At 47.4% G+C, this 16,519-nt stretch carries 11 protein-coding genes and 3 rRNA genes; 13 read left to right on the top strand and 1 reads right to left on the bottom strand.

Annotation, left to right across the window (positions count from 1 at the left end; all coding sequences use genetic code 11):
* Positions 1-55: 55 nt before the first annotated feature.
* The 7 genes from folB (at position 56) to ACDJ59_RS25660 (ending at position 6,147) form a co-directional block, all read left to right on the top strand.
* Complete coding sequence (gene folB, locus ACDJ59_RS25690; RefSeq protein WP_036606103.1) at positions 56-418, top strand: dihydroneopterin aldolase; 363 nt, start codon at positions 56-58, stop codon at positions 416-418.
* 9 nt (positions 419-427) lie between these two features.
* Positions 428-976, top strand: a complete 549-nt coding sequence (folK, locus tag ACDJ59_RS25685; RefSeq protein WP_047844503.1) for a 2-amino-4-hydroxy-6-hydroxymethyldihydropteridine diphosphokinase — start codon at positions 428-430, stop codon at positions 974-976.
* Complete coding sequence (locus tag ACDJ59_RS25680; protein WP_036668438.1) at positions 937-1,131, top strand: helix-turn-helix domain-containing protein; 195 nt, start codon at positions 937-939, stop codon at positions 1,129-1,131. Before folK ends, ACDJ59_RS25680 begins: the two co-directional genes overlap by 40 nt.
* Positions 1,132-1,227: 96 nt before the next feature.
* A complete protein-coding gene (dusB, locus tag ACDJ59_RS25675; RefSeq protein WP_413406637.1) occupies positions 1,228-2,247 on the top strand; it encodes a tRNA dihydrouridine synthase DusB in 1,020 nt (339 codons plus the stop codon).
* Between the two features lie 251 nt (positions 2,248-2,498).
* On the top strand, positions 2,499-2,978 hold the full coding sequence (greA, locus tag ACDJ59_RS25670) for a transcription elongation factor GreA (RefSeq protein WP_036606099.1): 480 nt from the start codon (positions 2,499-2,501) through the stop codon (positions 2,976-2,978).
* A 116-nt stretch (positions 2,979-3,094) separates the two neighbouring features.
* Positions 3,095-4,606 carry a lysine--tRNA ligase gene (lysS, locus tag ACDJ59_RS25665; RefSeq protein WP_413406636.1) on the top strand — a complete coding sequence of 504 codons (1,512 nt, stop codon included), beginning with the start codon at positions 3,095-3,097 and terminating at the stop codon, positions 4,604-4,606.
* 203 nt (positions 4,607-4,809) lie between these two features.
* Positions 4,810-6,147, top strand: a complete 1,338-nt coding sequence (locus ACDJ59_RS25660; protein ID WP_076320270.1) for a TrkH family potassium uptake protein — start codon at positions 4,810-4,812, stop codon at positions 6,145-6,147.
* Positions 6,148-6,230: 83 nt separating this feature from the next.
* On the opposite strand, the gene ACDJ59_RS25655 is transcribed toward ACDJ59_RS25660, so the two are convergent.
* Positions 6,231-6,821: a TetR/AcrR family transcriptional regulator gene (locus ACDJ59_RS25655; protein ID WP_413406635.1), complete on the bottom strand. Its 591-nt coding sequence runs from the start codon at positions 6,819-6,821 to the stop codon at positions 6,231-6,233.
* A gap of 86 nt (positions 6,822-6,907) precedes the next feature.
* Between ACDJ59_RS25655 and ACDJ59_RS25650 the strand changes: the two genes are divergently transcribed.
* From ACDJ59_RS25650 to ACDJ59_RS25625, 6 genes are all read left to right on the top strand, one after another.
* On the top strand, positions 6,908-7,459 hold the full coding sequence (locus ACDJ59_RS25650) for a hypothetical protein (RefSeq protein ID WP_127551168.1): 552 nt from the start codon (positions 6,908-6,910) through the stop codon (positions 7,457-7,459).
* A gap of 438 nt (positions 7,460-7,897) precedes the next feature.
* Positions 7,898-9,450, top strand: a 16S ribosomal RNA gene (locus ACDJ59_RS25645).
* Between the two features lie 305 nt (positions 9,451-9,755).
* Positions 9,756-12,681 (top strand): 23S ribosomal RNA (locus ACDJ59_RS25640).
* Positions 12,682-12,755: 74 nt separating this feature from the next.
* Positions 12,756-12,872, top strand: a 5S ribosomal RNA gene (gene rrf, locus ACDJ59_RS25635).
* Together the 16S, 23S and 5S rRNA genes form the textbook arrangement of a ribosomal RNA operon.
* 367 nt (positions 12,873-13,239) lie before the next feature.
* Complete coding sequence (gene guaB, locus ACDJ59_RS25630) at positions 13,240-14,697, top strand: IMP dehydrogenase (protein WP_413406634.1); 1,458 nt, start codon at positions 13,240-13,242, stop codon at positions 14,695-14,697.
* Between the two features lie 416 nt (positions 14,698-15,113).
* Positions 15,114-16,502 carry a D-alanyl-D-alanine carboxypeptidase family protein gene (locus tag ACDJ59_RS25625; RefSeq protein ID WP_413406633.1) on the top strand — a complete coding sequence of 463 codons (1,389 nt, stop codon included), beginning with the start codon at positions 15,114-15,116 and terminating at the stop codon, positions 16,500-16,502.
* The last annotated feature ends 17 nt before the right edge of the window (positions 16,503-16,519 follow it).

The raw sequence follows: 16,519 nt of genomic DNA, 5'->3' as shown, positions 1-16,519 counted from the left end.
GGGATAACTTCAAATAGATTAAAATTTCAATATATATAGAGGGCAGGCGGATCGTATGGATAGAATGGTATTGCATCGTATGGAGTATTACGGATATCATGGTGTTTTTGCAGAAGAACGGAAGCTTGGGCAGCGGTACTATATTGATCTGGAGATTGATATGGACCTGGGTGAGGCCGGACGAAACGATGATCTGACCAAAACGATTAATTATGCGGAGATCCATGAGCTGGTAAAACAGATTGTAGAGAATAAGTCATTCCAGTTAATTGAAGCTTTGGGCGAACATATTGCATCTTCTTTACTGGACACTTATACTATTATCAATGCATTGACAGTCAAGGTGACGAAGCCACATCCGCCATTCGATATTCATTTTGAGGGCGTAACGGTAGAGCTTCGCCGCACAAGAAAGTGAGAACCGATCATGATTGCACATTCGACCTCTGAATCTTCAGAGGCTTATATTGCTTTAGGGGCCAATTTGGGTGACCGGGAACAGACGCTGTTTGAAGCATTGTCTTTGCTGGATGAACACCCTCATATATCCGTTCTGCGTTGTTCTGCACTATATGAGACGGAGCCTGTAGGATATGTAGATCAGCCTGCATTTCTGAATATGGCAGTCGCCGTACAGGCGATGCTGACACCTGAGCAGTTGCTCACGGAATTATTGGATATCGAGAACCGTCTCGGTCGTGTTCGTGATATTCGCTGGGGACCGCGCACCGTTGATCTGGATCTGCTCTGGATGCACGGTGAGACGCGAGATACCGAATTGCTTCAATTGCCTCATCCCCGCATGGGAGAACGGGCTTTTGTACTGGTACCACTGTCGGATATCGTACCGGAGGGCGAGATTTCAGGTTTGTATACCTTTGTACACTCATCGTTGTCTGTACTGGATGGAAAGGATGGAATACAGCTTTGGAAAACATGCAATTGGCCAACCGAATCCGGGCATTCCGGAAGCTGAAAGGTTTAACACAACATGAACTTGCGGCCGAGACCGGCATCTCGCTGGCCATTCTGGGAACCATTGAACGGGGAAACCGTAAGGTATCACAGCAAGAACTCGATCGAATTGCTGGTGTGCTGGCAATCAGTATCGAGGAGTTGCGGGGCAACTAGGACCGTTTCGGTTTCGCCATGTTACAACAACCAAGACACCGATCAAACTTTATATCGTGATATATACAGAATTAAAAAAGGAGTGGAACGACTACCGTGCTTAACATTGGTGGCATTGAAATGAAAAACCAGGTCGTACTTGCGCCGATGGCTGGCGTATGTAATCAGGCTTTTCGTTTGATCGCAAAAGAATTCGGAACAGGTCTCGTATGCGCGGAGATGGTGAGTGGCAAAGCCATTGTCCATGGCAACCAGCGTACACGTGAGATGTTGTTTGTAGATGAGCGTGAGAAACCGCTGAGCCTTCAGATTTTTGGGGGAGATCGTGATTCCCTTGTAGAAGCAGCCAAAATCGTGGACAAAGAAACCAATGCAGACATCATCGATATTAACATGGGATGCCCTGTGCCAAAGGTAACGAAATGTGATGCCGGTGCACGTTGGTTGCTTGATCCGAACAAAATCTATGAGATGGTATCCGCTGTTGTGGACGCGGTGGAGAAGCCGGTGACCGTCAAGATGCGTATCGGCTGGGATAACGAGCATATCTTCGCGGTGGAGAATGCGCTCGCGGTTGAACGTGCTGGTGGACAGGCGGTAAGTGTACACGGCCGTACGCGTGAGCAACTCTATACAGGCACAGCTGACTGGTCACACATCAAAGATGTAAAAGAAGCTGTCTCTATCCCAGTGATCGGCAATGGTGATGTTCATACGCCAGAGGATGCACGCCGTATGCTGGATGAAACGGGTTGTGACGGAGTTATGATCGGTCGTGCTGCCCTGGGTAACCCATGGATGCTGTATCGTACCATTCAATACTTAAGCACGGGGGAATTGCTTCCTGACCCGAATGGCGAAGAGAAGATCCGTGTTGCCATCCTGCATATGGATCGCCTGATCGCATTGAAGAATGAGACAGTTGCCGTACGCGAGATGCGCAAACATCTGGCTTGGTATTTGAAAGGCCTGAAAGGATCTGCCCGCATCAAGGATGTTATTATGGAAGGAACCAAGCGGGACGAGATGGTACAGATTCTGGAGAACTTTGTGAGTCAGCTGAAAAGCGAAGGTAATTTGGAGTCAGAACCGGTAATCGCCGGAAATGCATCTTAATTATAAACGCATCTGTAAAACGTTTACACCTATAGGGGACGTAACATTGACTTTTCGAGATCGTTCCCCTATAATTTCTCAGTATAAATTCGCCATGTGCGTTAATAAGGCTATAGCATCAGGAGGAATATTCTATTTCTCTGGAGAACTTCATATAGTTTTGAAGATGTATGCGGGCGGAGCTCTGTAACTAGCACTGATTCCGTTGCCGTACAATCAAATTTATTCCCATGACAGGAGAATCGGTTGAGATGAGCGACAAGGAAGTTATCCTTACACCAGAAGGACTCAAGAAGCTGGAAGAAGAATTGGAAACATTGAAATCAGTGAAGCGCCGCGAAGTGGCTGAACGGATTAAGGTAGCCATCGGGTATGGAGATATCAGTGAAAACTCTGAATACGAAGACGCGAAGAATGAGCAAGCTTTCATTGAAGGACGTGTAATCACGTTGGAGAAATTGCTTCGTAACGCGCGGATTATTAACAGCGACGAGATCGATACCGATGCCGTAAGCGTGGGTGCAACCGTCACTGTAGAAGATCTGGAGTTTGGCGACATCACGGAATATACGATTGTAGGTACTGCGGAGGCAGACCCGCTTCAGAACAAGATATCGAACGAGAGCCCTGTAGGTAAAGCGATTCTCGGCAAGAAAAAAGGTACAGTTGTTGATGTAAGTGTGCCTGCTGGCGTAATTCAATATAAAATTATGGACATTAAAAAGCTATAGCAACGAAGCAGTTGGGCACGGTAAACAAAAGCTTCCTTAGGGAAGCTTTTTCAACATTAGAGGAAAAACGTCCTCTCGCGATGCCTGCAATGTAAATAAGGAGATGAATACAGATCATGACGGATGAAGTCTTGAATCAGGAAACCGAACTTAGCGAGCTTTTACAAATTCGCCGTGACAAATTGGACGAGCTCCGCAAATTGGGAATCGACCCTTTTGGCCAAAAATACGTACGTACCGAAGAAGCCGGCTCCATTCTGAAGAAGTATGAAGAACTGACCAAGGAAGAGCTGGAAGAGAAGCACATCGAAGTCAGTATTGCGGGACGGATTATGGCGAAGCGGGGAATGGGTAAAGCAAGCTTCGCACATATTCAGGACTTGAGCGGCAGAATCCAGATCTATGTTCGTCAGGATAGCGTGCCTGAAGACAAGTATGCGGCATTTAGCTTGCTGGACCTTGGCGATATCGTTGGGGTAACGGGTGTGATCTTTAAGACCAAAACAGGTGAAACTTCTGTCAAAGTGAAAGATCTTGAAGTGCTGTCCAAATCGCTCTATCCGCTTCCGGATAAATTCCATGGTCTCACTGACGTAGAGCTGCGTTACCGCCAGCGTTATGTTGACCTGATTATGAGCCCGGACGTACAACAGACCTTTATCGCACGTTCCAAAATCATTCAATCGATGCGTCGTTACCTGGATTCCCTTGGATATCTGGAAGTGGAAACACCTACGTTGCATACCATTGCAGGAGGAGCAGCAGCACGTCCGTTCATCACACATCACAATGCGCTGGATATGGAACTGTACATGCGGATTGCGATTGAACTTCACCTGAAACGTCTGATTGTTGGCGGACTGGAGAAGGTATATGAGATCGGTCGTGTATATCGGAATGAAGGTATGTCCACACGTCACAATCCGGAGTTCACCATGATTGAATTGTATGAGGCATATGCCGACTACAAGGATATTATGCAATTGACGGAGAACCTGGTTGCTCATATTGCACAGGAAGTACTGGGTACGCAAGTGATCCAGTATGGAGATTATGAAGTAGATCTTACGCCACAGTGGCGCCGTGTTACGATGGTGGATGCAGTTAAGGAAGTTGTGGGCGTAGACTTCTCCGTACACATGACGGATGAGGAAGCACACAACTTGGCGAAGGAACATAAGGTTCCGGTTGAAAAACATATGACATTTGGTCATATTCTGAACGCGTTCTTTGAAGAGTTTGTGGAAGAGACGTTGATTCAACCGACATTCATTATGGGACATCCTCTTGAAATCTCACCACTGGCGAAGAAAAATGATGTAGATCCGCGCTTCACGGATCGCTTCGAATTGTTCATTGTTGGACGTGAGCATGCCAATGCCTTCACAGAGCTGAATGATCCAATCGATCAGCGTCAGCGCTTTGAAGCACAGATGCTGGAGAAAGAACATGGGAACGACGAAGCTCATGAGATGGATGAAGACTTCATCCGTGCGCTCGAATATGGTATGCCACCAACAGGCGGATTGGGAATCGGGGTGGATCGTCTGATCATGCTGCTTACCAACTCCCCGTCGATTCGTGACGTACTGCTCTTCCCGCACATGCGTCCTCGTACGCAAGATTAAATAAGGAACGTAGGATACGTTCATAATAGAAGAGGAACCTGCCGTTCAGTATCATGCTGGGGCAAGTTCCTCTTTAGGTTTACATAGACGCTAAAAATAAAGTTTGTCAGAAGGCCCTTGCTTACAGCACACCATTAGGGTAACACCGCGTCTTGAATTTGTTAGATTAACCTGTTCGTATTTTTGTTAAAAGAGGTGCCTTCATGAAGTTCAGGCTTCACTTTGCCAAATTCTTATCTCCTCCGTTGATTCTGGTCGGTGGTTTTCTGCTTATCATTGCGATTGGGACGGTGCTTCTCATGTTACCAATCTCCAACCAAAGCGGTATGCATTTGGCGTTTATTGACGCGCTCTTTACATCAACCTCTGCTGCATGTGTGACTGGATTGGTTGTTGTGGATGTAGGGACAACGTTTAATTTGTTTGGTCAGTTCGTCATCATGGTATTAATGCAGCTTGGTGGACTCGGATTCATGACCATGGCTACCCTCTTTGCGCTTGTATTGGGCAAGCGAATCTCACTCAAGGACAGGCTATTACTCAAAGAAGCCATTAATGCAGACAGTATGGAAGGGATAGTACGCATTATCCGCAAGGTGTTGATTTTCTCCTTTACCATTGAAGGGGTGGCTGCTGTCATACTAGCGCTGCGCTGGGCAACGGAGATGCCATTGGGTCAGGCCGTATACTATGGAATATTTCATTCCGTTTCATTGTTTAATAATGGCGGCTTTGATTTGTTCGGCAACAGCTTTCAATACTACACCGGAGACTGGATATTCAATGTGACTGCTTCTGTGCTCGTTGTCTCTGGTGGACTGGGTTTTGTTGTATTAAATGATCTGTTCGAGTATCGCAAACGCCGCCGTTTGTCTCTTCAGTCCAAACTGGTGCTGTCTGTATCCGGAGCGCTGATTGGTATAGGAGCGATTGTGTTGTTTGTTTTCGAATTCACCAATGGACATACACTGGCTTCACTCACATGGAGCGAGAAGATCTATGCGTCCTTCTTCCAGTCTGTCTCTACACGTTCGTCGGGAACGAGCACAATCGATATCACGGAGATGAGGCAGGCTACCCAATTCTTCTTCATTCTGCTGATGTTTATCGGGGCTTCCCCAGGATCAACCGGGGGCGGAATCAAGACGACTACATTCCTGATCATGATTGGTGCGGTGTATGCCATGATTCGGGGAAATAAGGATATTGTGTTTTTCCGCCAGCGTGTTCCGAAAGAACTGCTGATGAGGGCGTTGACCATTATTATGGTTTCTCTGATCATATTCATGATCGTGGTGATGCTTCTGCTTACGACAGAGGATGCGCCATTCCTTTCACTGATGTTTGAAGCTGCGTCCGCAATCGGTACCGTGGGTCTTTCTGTGGGAGTGACTGATGAGTTGACCAATTGGGGGAAAATTATTATTACCTTTACCATGTTTGTAGGTCGGATTGGGCCATTAACCATCGCGTATGCCCTTCGTCCGCGCAAAGAGAAGAAACTGTATCGTCATCCGGAAGGCCGGATCATTATCGGATAAAAAGAAAACCGTCAGACATTCAGAACTAACTCCTGTTATCATAACGGGCCTTAGTCACACGAATGTGCTGCGGTTTTTTTGGTTTAACGGCACAAGGAAGCAAGATGTAAGGTGAGAACATCGTCCATAAGTTTGGCATTCATCTGATCCGGTCTAAGCACGGTATGTATGCCTAAACCATCTACCAGTGCATACAATCTCTCGATCTCCAGTTCTTTGTCCAGATCGGGTCTGGAGAGGTCGTGCTTTATCAGGTAGTTGATAACAGAACCTACAGCTTGTCTGAGTTCATCATATACGGTATTAGCAAGTTCTTTGAGTGTAGGATCGGTTTTCGATCTGGCTGTAAAAGCGTACCACACCTCCATTTCAGCCAGTTTTTCTTCCGTGTTTGGTAAGAATTCGAGCAATAGGCATTTCATATTGTCCATGGGAGAGCCGGTAAAGGACATTTTTTGGACTCGATGAGACACCCGTTCAGATACCAAATTCATGGCATATCGTAGTAGTTCCGATTGAGTAGAAAAGTAGTGACGCATCGAACCAACCGAAACTCCAGCTTCTTCAGCAATATTCCGAACAGAGGCCTGTTCCATGCCATCTCTTCGTATAATACGCCAAGCTGCCTCGGCCACGAGCACGCGCTGTTTATCGTGATCAACAAGTTTAGGCATAGGCATATTATATCACTGTTGATTATTATAGTACACACGTGCTAAATTATATTTAATACATTTGTATCAAAAAAGGAGAGGCTGAAATGATTGGTTATTTCATTATAGGTTGTGAGATTGCCTTTTGGGTGTTTGTGTTCGCAGGTCTGAGTGTCAGGTATCTCCTTGGCATGAAGCGAATAGGCATCGGTTTGTTAATGGCGACGCCGGTTATCGATCTGTTATTGCTGGTAGCTACAGTTATGGATCTACAGCGAGGAGCTACAGCAAGTATGATTCATGGTATAGCTGCGGTGTATATAGGAGTAAGCATTGCCTATGGTCACCAGATGATCGCTTGGGCGGATCGATATTTCCTATATTGGTTCAAAGGTGGAGAAAACCCTCGTAGTAACAAGTTATATGGTAGAGAACATGCGAGTCGTGAGCGTAGTGGATGGTTTAGACATCTATTGGCTTGGGCTATAGGAAGTGCTTTTTTATTGGCCATGATATGGTGGATTGGAGATGCTGAACGTACAGCTGTCTTCAATAATTTGATCAGAGTGTGGGGATTGATACTCGGTATCGATTTTCTGATAAGCTTTAGTTACAGTTTATGGCCAAGAAAGGTTCCTGCTAGGAATGTTAAACGTTAAAGTAAAAATGGACGTGTGTATGAACTTGCTAAGTTGGGAGAATACCATATGTACGTCCGTATTAGATCGAACCATTTGTTAATATAGTTTCAAAAAAAGACTTGCATTCAATAACTGTACATGGTATATTCTAATTCCGGCCAAGAAAACACGGTTTACACGGTGCGGCAAGCAAATGAAATAAGCTTCGAAAGAAACTTAAAAAAAGAGCTTGCAAAGTTGGTTTGGATGTGATAAGATATAAAAGTTGCTGAAGAGAACAACATTCGGTAACAAAATAAGTTTGATCTTTGAAAACTGAACAACGAGTGAGTAAACATTCTGCTTGCAGAATGAACGCGAAAGTTTGAGACAAGCCTTGGTTTGAATCGGCTGGAGCACAAATGAGATTTTTAATCTCGTCAGATTCAAAATGAGCTTATCGCTCTTTTCAATACTTTATTGGAGAGTTTGATCCTGGCTCAGGACGAACGCTGGCGGCATGCCTAATACATGCAAGTCGAGCGGAGTATCAAGGAAGCTTGCTTCCTTGATACTTAGCGGCGGACGGGTGAGTAACACGTAGGCAACCTGCCCTCAAGTTTGGGACAACTACCGGAAACGGTAGCTAATACCGAATAATTGTTTTCTTCGCCTGAAGGAAACTGGAAAGACGGAGCAATCTGTCACTTGGGGATGGGCCTGCGGCGCATTAGCTAGTTGGTGAGGTAACGGCTCACCAAGGCGACGATGCGTAGCCGACCTGAGAGGGTGATCGGCCACACTGGGACTGAGACACGGCCCAGACTCCTACGGGAGGCAGCAGTAGGGAATCTTCCGCAATGGGCGAAAGCCTGACGGAGCAATGCCGCGTGAGTGATGAAGGTTTTCGGATCGTAAAGCTCTGTTGCCAGGGAAGAACGCTTGGGAGAGTAACTGCTCTCAAGGTGACGGTACCTGAGAAGAAAGCCCCGGCTAACTACGTGCCAGCAGCCGCGGTAATACGTAGGGGGCAAGCGTTGTCCGGAATTATTGGGCGTAAAGCGCGCGCAGGCGGTCATTTAAGTCTGGTGTTTAATCCCGGGGCTCAACCCCGGATCGCACTGGAAACTGGGTGACTTGAGTGCAGAAGAGGAGAGTGGAATTCCACGTGTAGCGGTGAAATGCGTAGATATGTGGAGGAACACCAGTGGCGAAGGCGACTCTCTGGGCTGTAACTGACGCTGAGGCGCGAAAGCGTGGGGAGCAAACAGGATTAGATACCCTGGTAGTCCACGCCGTAAACGATGAGTGCTAGGTGTTAGGGGTTTCGATACCCTTGGTGCCGAAGTTAACACATTAAGCACTCCGCCTGGGGAGTACGGTCGCAAGACTGAAACTCAAAGGAATTGACGGGGACCCGCACAAGCAGTGGAGTATGTGGTTTAATTCGAAGCAACGCGAAGAACCTTACCAGGTCTTGACATCCCTCTGATCGATGCAGAGATGTATCTTTCCTTCGGGACAGAGGAGACAGGTGGTGCATGGTTGTCGTCAGCTCGTGTCGTGAGATGTTGGGTTAAGTCCCGCAACGAGCGCAACCCTTATATTTAGTTGCCAGCACTTCGGGTGGGCACTCTAGATAGACTGCCGGTGACAAACCGGAGGAAGGTGGGGATGACGTCAAATCATCATGCCCCTTATGACCTGGGCTACACACGTACTACAATGGCCGGTACAACGGGCTGCGAAATCGCGAGATGGAGCCAATCCCAACAAAGCCGGTCTCAGTTCGGATTGCAGGCTGCAACTCGCCTGCATGAAGTCGGAATTGCTAGTAATCGCGGATCAGCATGCCGCGGTGAATACGTTCCCGGGTCTTGTACACACCGCCCGTCACACCACGAGAGTTTATAACACCCGAAGTCGGTGGGGTAACCGCAAGGAGCCAGCCGCCGAAGGTGGGATAGATGATTGGGGTGAAGTCGTAACAAGGTAGCCGTATCGGAAGGTGCGGCTGGATCACCTCCTTTCTATGGAGAATCGTTTCCTGAGTGGAAACATTCAAATATGCAGCTCAGCTGCAAAACACTCACTCGTTGTTCAGTTTTGAGAGCTCAAACTCTCAAACAGCTTGCTTTTGCATGGAGCTTGTTCTTTGAAAACTAGATATCGAAACGAAACAAACGCGAATTAGAACATTCCTTTTTAGCTGAACTTGTGTTAAACAAGTTTCAATAAAAACGGTAGATTGCACGTACGATGGTATCGAATGGGAGCGACTTTTGGCTTTGCGCAAGCAAAACAAGGGAAGCGAGCAGTCGAAACCGGAGCACGAGGTTAAGCTACTAAGAGCACACGGAGGATGCCTAGGCGCTAGGAGCCGATGAAGGACGTGGCGAACAACGAAACTGCCTCGGGGAGCTGTAAGCAAGCTTTGATCCGGGGGTGTCCGAATGGGGAAACCCAGCTGGGGTAATTTCCAGTTACTCATAACTGAATACATAGGTTATGCAGAGGCATACCAGGGGAACTGAAACATCTAAGTACCCTGAGGAAGAGAAAACAATAGTGATTCCGTCAGTAGCGGCGAGCGAACGCGGAGAAGCCCAAACCAAAGAGCTTGCTCTTTGGGGTTGTGGGACGTCTCACATGGAGTTACAAAGGAACCGGTTAAGCGAAGAGGTCTGGAAAGGCCCGCCAAAGAAGGTAAAAGCCCTGTAGTTGAAAGTCTGTTCCCTCCGAGACGGATCCCGAGTAGTGCGGGGCACGTGAAACCCCGTATGAATCCGGCAGGACCATCTGCCAAGGCTAAATACTTCCTAGCGACCGATAGTGAAGCAGTACCGTGAGGGAAAGGTGAAAAGCACCCCGGAAGGGGAGTGAAATAGAACCTGAAACCGTGTGCTTACAAAAAGTCAGAGCCCGTTTTAGGGGTGATGGCGTGCCTTTTGTAGAATGAACCGGCGAGTTACGTTCCCGTGCAAGGTTAAGGTGAAGAGCCGGAGCCGCAGCGAAAGCGAGTCTGAATAGGGCGATTGAGTACGTGGACGTAGACCCGAAACCGGGTGATCTACCCCTGTCCAGGGTGAAGGTGCGGTAACACGCACTGGAGGCCCGAACCCACGCATGTTGAAAAATGCGGGGATGAGGTGGGGGTAGCGGAGAAATTCCAATCGAACTCGGAGATAGCTGGTTCTCCCCGAAATAGCTTTAGGGCTAGCCTCGGAAAACAGAGTCGTGGAGGTAGAGCACTGATTGGGTGCGGGGCCCGCAAGGGTTACCAAGCTCAGTCAAACTCCGAATGCCATAGACTTACTTCCGGGAGTCAGACAGTGAGTGCTAAGATCCATTGTCAAAAGGGAAACAGCCCAGACCATCAGCTAAGGTCCCCAAGTGTGTGTTAAGTGGAAAAGGATGTGGAGTTGCACAGACAACCAGGATGTTGGCTTAGAAGCAGCCACCATTGAAAGAGTGCGTAATAGCTCACTGGTCGAGTGACTCTGCGCCGAAAATGTAACGGGGCTAAACACACCACCGAAGCTATGGCTTGATGCTTTGCATCAGGGGTAGGGGAGCGTTGTATAAAGGTTGAAGGTGTACCGTAAGGAGCGCTGGACATTATACAAGTGAGAATGCCGGTATGAGTAACGAAAAGATCAGTGAGAATCTGATCCGCCGAAAGCCTAAGGGTTCCTGAGGAAGGCTCGTCCGCTCAGGGTAAGTCGGGACCTAAGGCGAGGCCGAAAGGCGTAGTCGAAGGACAACAGGTCGAAATTCCTGTACCACCGTAAGCCGTTATGAGCAATGGGGGGACGCAGTAGGGTAGTGACGCGGACTGATGGATGTCCGTCTAAGCAGTAAGGCTGATGTGTAGGCAAATCCGCACATTGTAAGGCTGAGCTGTGATGGGGAGCGAAAATTGTAGTAGCGAAGGTCATGATCTCACACTGCCAAGAAAAGCCTCTAGCCAGGTGATGGTGCCCGTACCGCAAACCGACACAGGTAGGCGAGAAGAGTATTCTAAGGCGCGCGGAAGAACTCTCGTTAAGGAACTCGGCAAAATGACCCCGTAACTTCGGGAGAAGGGGTGCCCCGGTAGTGTGAATAGCACGAGGGGGCCGCAGTGAAAAGGCCCAAGCGACTGTTTAGCAAAAACACAGGTCTGTGCGAAGCCGTAAGGCGAAGTATACGGGCTGACGCCTGCCCGGTGCTGGAAGGTTAAGGGGAGTGGTTAGGAGCAATCCGAAGCTGTGAACCGAAGCCCCAGTAAACGGCGGCCGTAACTATAACGGTCCTAAGGTAGCGAAATTCCTTGTCAGGTAAATTCTGACCCGCACGAATGGCGTAACGACTTGGGCGCTGTCTCAACGAGAGATCCGGTGAAATTTTAATACCTGTGAAGATGCAGGTTACCCGCGACAAGACGGAAAGACCCCATGGAGCTTTACTGCAGCTTGATATTGAATTTGGGTACGATCTGTACAGGATAGGTGGGAGCCTTTGAAGTGTGAGCGCCAGCTTGCATGGAGGCAACGTTGGGATACCACCCTGATCGTATCTAGGTTCTAACCTGGTACCGTAATCCGGTGCGGGGACAGTGTCAGGTGGGCAGTTTGACTGGGGCGGTCGCCTCCTAAAGAGTAACGGAGGCGCCCAAAGGTTCCCTCAGAATGGTTGGAAATCATTCGAAGAGTGCAAAGGCATAAGGGAGCTTGACTGCGAGACCTACAAGTCGAGCAGGGACGAAAGTCGGGCTTAGTGATCCGGTGGTACCGCATGGAAGGGCCATCGCTCAACGGATAAAAGCTACCCTGGGGATAACAGGCTTATCTCCCCCAAGAGTCCACATCGACGGGGAGGTTTGGCACCTCGATGTCGGCTCATCGCATCCTGGGGCTGAAGTAGGTCCCAAGGGTTGGGCTGTTCGCCCATTAAAGCGGTACGCGAGCTGGGTTCAGAACGTCGTGAGACAGTTCGGTCCCTATCTGTCGTGGGCGTAGGAAATTTGAGAGGAGCTGTCCTTAGTACGAGAGGACCGGGATGGACGTACCGCTGGTGTACCAGTTGTTCCGCCAGGAGCACCGCTGGGTAGCTATGTACGGACGGGATAAACGCTGAAAGCATCTAAGCGTGAAGCCCCCCTCAAGATGAGATTTCCCAGTATGTAAGACCCCTTGAAGACGACGAGGTAGATAGGCTGGGGGTGGAAGTGCAGCAATGCATGGAGCTGACCAGTACTAATCGGTCGAGGGCTTATCCAATAGCAAGTTGTAATTCGCATGTTTCGTTTCGAATCTAGTTTTCAGAGAACGATCTCTGAAATGTAAGCTACGCGTTTGGTGGCGATGGCGGAGGGGTTCCACACGTACCCATCCCGAACACGACCGTTAAGCCCTCTAGCGCCGATGGTACTTGGACCGCAGGGTCCTGGGAGAGTAGGACGCCGCCAAGCAAAGAACCACTGCCGATGTTATTCGGTGGTGGTTTTTATTATATAATCATATTATGTAGTATGGGATTAAAATACAGATTGAATTTGGTGATTTATCAGCACAATAGGATGTATACAGGTAACGTTATTCGATACGAATTGACGTTTTTTTGCGTAATAACTAGACTTGTCCGCTCTGGAAAAACAGTTGTGTTCATCAGGCAATACACCTGATATAACCAAGTACTTTTCCTTGACAGTCTAAATATCGCTTTGCTAAGATGGCAATAATAAATTTTTCAGAAAACGTATTTTCGGCGTAAAATACAGCCTGGAATCTTCGGGTTTTGGACCGTAAAGCTGAGCAAACATAAGGAGGAACACTTGCGTGTGGGAAGATAAATTTGGTAAGGAAGGCCTCACCTTTGATGATGTATTGCTAGTGCCACGGAAATCCGAGACACTGCCTAAAGAAGTAGATGTATCTATTCGTTTGAGCGATACTGTAAAGCTAAATATTCCTTTGATCAGTGCGGGTATGGATACAGTAACTGAAGCGACATTGGCTATTGCCATTGCACGTGAAGGTGGTATCGGTATTATCCATAAAAATATGTCGGTTGAACAACAGGCAGAAGAAGTAGATCGTGTTAAACGTTCGGAGAGTGGTGTTATTACGAATCCATTCTCACTGACGGCAGATCATCTGGTATCTGATGCGGAAGCAGTAATGGCGAAATATCGGATCTCCGGTGTACCTATTATTGAAGGAGATCAGAAGCTGGTTGGTATTTTGACTAACCGCGATTTGCGTTTTATACATGATTACGGCATCAAAATTAGCGAAGTCATGACTCATGAGAATCTGGTTACCGCTCCTGTAGGCACTACACTACAAGAAGCTGAGGGTATCCTTCAGAAGCACAAGATTGAAAAACTTCCATTAGTTGATGAGACAAACACGTTGAAAGGTCTTATCACGATTAAAGATATTGAAAAAGCCATTCAATTCCCTCATGCAGCCAAAGATGCTCAAGGACGTTTGTTGGTTGGTGCAGCGATTGGTATCTCCAAAGATACATTTGAACGTGCAGATGCTTTGGTACAAGCTGGTGTCGACCTGATTACGGTAGACTCGGCTCACGGACACCACATCAATATCATTGAAGCCGTACGTCAGCTTCGTGAACGTTTCCCTAGCCTGACTATCGTTGCGGGTAACGTGGCTACTGGTGATGCCACTCGTGAATTGATCGAAGCAGGAGCTTCGGTGGTCAAAGTGGGTATTGGTCCAGGTTCGATTTGTACAACACGTGTTATCGCTGGTATTGGTGTACCTCAAGTCACTGCAGTATATGATTGTGCAACAGTGGCACGCGAATATGGAATTCCGATTATCGCGGATGGCGGAATTAAATATTCTGGTGAAATTACGAAGGCACTGGCTGCAGGAGCACACGCAGTTATGCTGGGAAGTTTGTTTGCTGGTACAGCGGAAAGCCCGGGGGAAACTGAGATTTTCCAAGGACGTAGCTACAAAGTTTATCGCGGTATGGGTTCAATGGCTGCAATGAAACAAGGTAGTAAAGATCGTTACTTCCAAGATGATGACAAGAAACTGGTTCCGGAAGGAATTGAAGGTCGTGTCGCTTACAAAGGACCATTGTCTGATACGATCCATCAACTGATTGGTGGTCTGCGTTCGGGTATGGGATACTGTGGTACAAGCAACCTGGAGCAGCTTCGGAACGACACTGGCTTTATCCGCATTACAGGCGCGGGGCTTCGTGAAAGTCATCCCCATGATGTACAGATTACCAAAGAAGCACCTAATTACTCGTTGTAATCTGAAGAGAGTTAATTATTTCCAGGACAGGCTCGGTGATTTTCACCGGGTCTGTCTTTTTTTGAAGATACCCCTGTGATAGAATAGAACAAGCGGTGACGATCCAAGGATGGATTAAGGCGTTGCGGCGGCTATTTGACGTGAATCTATGAATATGGTTTTGAAAAGCAAATGCAGTACCAGAAAAGGCTGCCAGTTAAAAAGAAGCGCGGACGTCCTTTTACATAAGCATTTGGAAAATGCGGACTAAGTGACAATCGATAACGAACTTTAGGAGCAATAATACTGCTCGTTCGATACAGCGCATATAGCACACATCTCATACATCAAACACACAGGTTAGGGAGCAAGAAAATCGCAGCATAAGCTGCACTGAAGCAATTAACAATGCTTTGGATCGAAGGGAGTATTCATCATTGAAAGCCAAACACATGAATAAAAAGAAACGCCAAATGCTCAAAAAGAGCGTAGCCTCGGTAATGCTAATTAACATGCTTTGTATGTCTACAGTAATGCCGGTCATGGCTGCTGCGGATAACTCCGGTCAGGTTCTGACTGCTGCGGCAACAACAACAAAGACGGAAAAAGCCGTACAGGTTCCTGGGGTAGACTCACTTGGGCTTGAAGTTAGATCTGCAGTGCTTATGGAAGCCTCAACGGGACAGATTCTACTAAATGTTGATGCGGATAAAGCGATGCCACCTGCAAGTATGACCAAAATGATGACAGAGTACATTGTCGCCGAACAAGTCAAACAAGGTAAATTCGGTTGGGACGATATTGTAACTGTTAAAAAGAATGCTGCACAAAGTATCGGGTCGCGAATTTTCCTCGCGGAAGGTGACCAGCACACAGTTAAGGATCTCTATATTGCTATGGCTGTTGGCTCTGCCAATGATGCTACGGTTGCTTTGGCTGAACATGTTGCCGGTTCGGAAGAAGCTTTCGTGAAAATGATGAATGATGAAGCGAAGCGTATGGGCATGAAGGATACGTTCTTCATCAATTCTTCGGGTCTGGATCGAGCAGATATGCCTGCTGATTTCCGCCCAGCTGAAGACAAGGAAACAGTGATGTCCGCTCTGGATGCTGCAATTCTATGCCGATACATCATTATGGATCACCCGGACTACACAGAATTTACAACTATTCAATCCTACAAGTTCCGTCCCAATGATAAAGCTCCAATTATCAATTACAACTGGATGCTGGAAGCGAATAAAAATATAACCAATTTCAAAAGCTATGCCTATGAAGGTCTGGATGGAATGAAAACAGGCCATACCACGAACGCAGGTAATAACTTTACAGGTACAGCAGAACGTAACGGTATGCGTCTAATTAGTGTTGTTATGGGCACAGATTCGGAATCCGCACGTTTCAGAGAAACTAAAAAGGTATTGGACTATGGATTTAACAACTTTGAAGTGAAACAGGCTGTTGCAGGCAAGACCAAAGTGACGGGCTGGGAAGCGGTACCTTTGAAAAAAGGGAAAGAAACAACCGTTCCTGTTGTAACTGATAATGCGGTAAGTTTCGTTGTTCCCAAAGGTACTCAGAACCTGGATGTGACGTTCAAAGCCAACGTAACTGAGGCTGACAAGTTGGTAGCACCAATCAAGGCAGGTACAAAGGTTGGTACGGTAACGTACACGTATAAAGCAGATGGAATTGAGCCACAGGAAAAAACAGTGAACTTGATCACTGCTGAAGAGGCTGAAAAAGGCGGATGGTTCCGTTTGTTCTTCCGTGCCGTGAAGGATTTCTTCGTGGATCTCTTTGACGGGATCAAAAACCTGTTCTAACCCTTAGCAAACTTTAT

It is taken from the genome of Paenibacillus amylolyticus, from assembly GCF_047302515.1.
GTDB lineage: Bacteria > Bacillota > Bacilli > Paenibacillales > Paenibacillaceae > Paenibacillus > Paenibacillus amylolyticus_G.
The sequence above is the reverse complement of the archived record's forward strand: the minus strand, read 5'-3'. Positions and strand labels throughout refer to the sequence as shown.

What these genes read in the sequence shown, in the direction of transcription:
- folB (WP_036606103.1), top strand. Translation starts at nt 56, where the DNA reads ATGGATAGAATGGTATTGCATCGTATGGAGTATTACGGATATCATGGT.
- folK (WP_047844503.1), top strand. Translation starts at nt 428, where the DNA reads ATGATTGCACATTCGACCTCTGAATCTTCAGAGGCTTATATTGCTTTA.
- ACDJ59_RS25680 (WP_036668438.1), top strand. Translation starts at nt 937, where the DNA reads ATGCAATTGGCCAACCGAATCCGGGCATTCCGGAAGCTGAAAGGTTTA.
- greA (WP_036606099.1), top strand. Translation starts at nt 2,499, where the DNA reads ATGAGCGACAAGGAAGTTATCCTTACACCAGAAGGACTCAAGAAGCTG.
- lysS (WP_413406636.1), top strand. Translation starts at nt 3,095, where the DNA reads ATGACGGATGAAGTCTTGAATCAGGAAACCGAACTTAGCGAGCTTTTA.
- ACDJ59_RS25660 (WP_076320270.1), top strand. Translation starts at nt 4,810, where the DNA reads ATGAAGTTCAGGCTTCACTTTGCCAAATTCTTATCTCCTCCGTTGATT.
- ACDJ59_RS25655 (WP_413406635.1), bottom strand. Translation starts at nt 6,821, where the DNA reads ATGCCTAAACTTGTTGATCACGATAAACAGCGCGTGCTCGTGGCCGAG.
- ACDJ59_RS25650 (WP_127551168.1), top strand. Translation starts at nt 6,908, where the DNA reads ATGATTGGTTATTTCATTATAGGTTGTGAGATTGCCTTTTGGGTGTTT.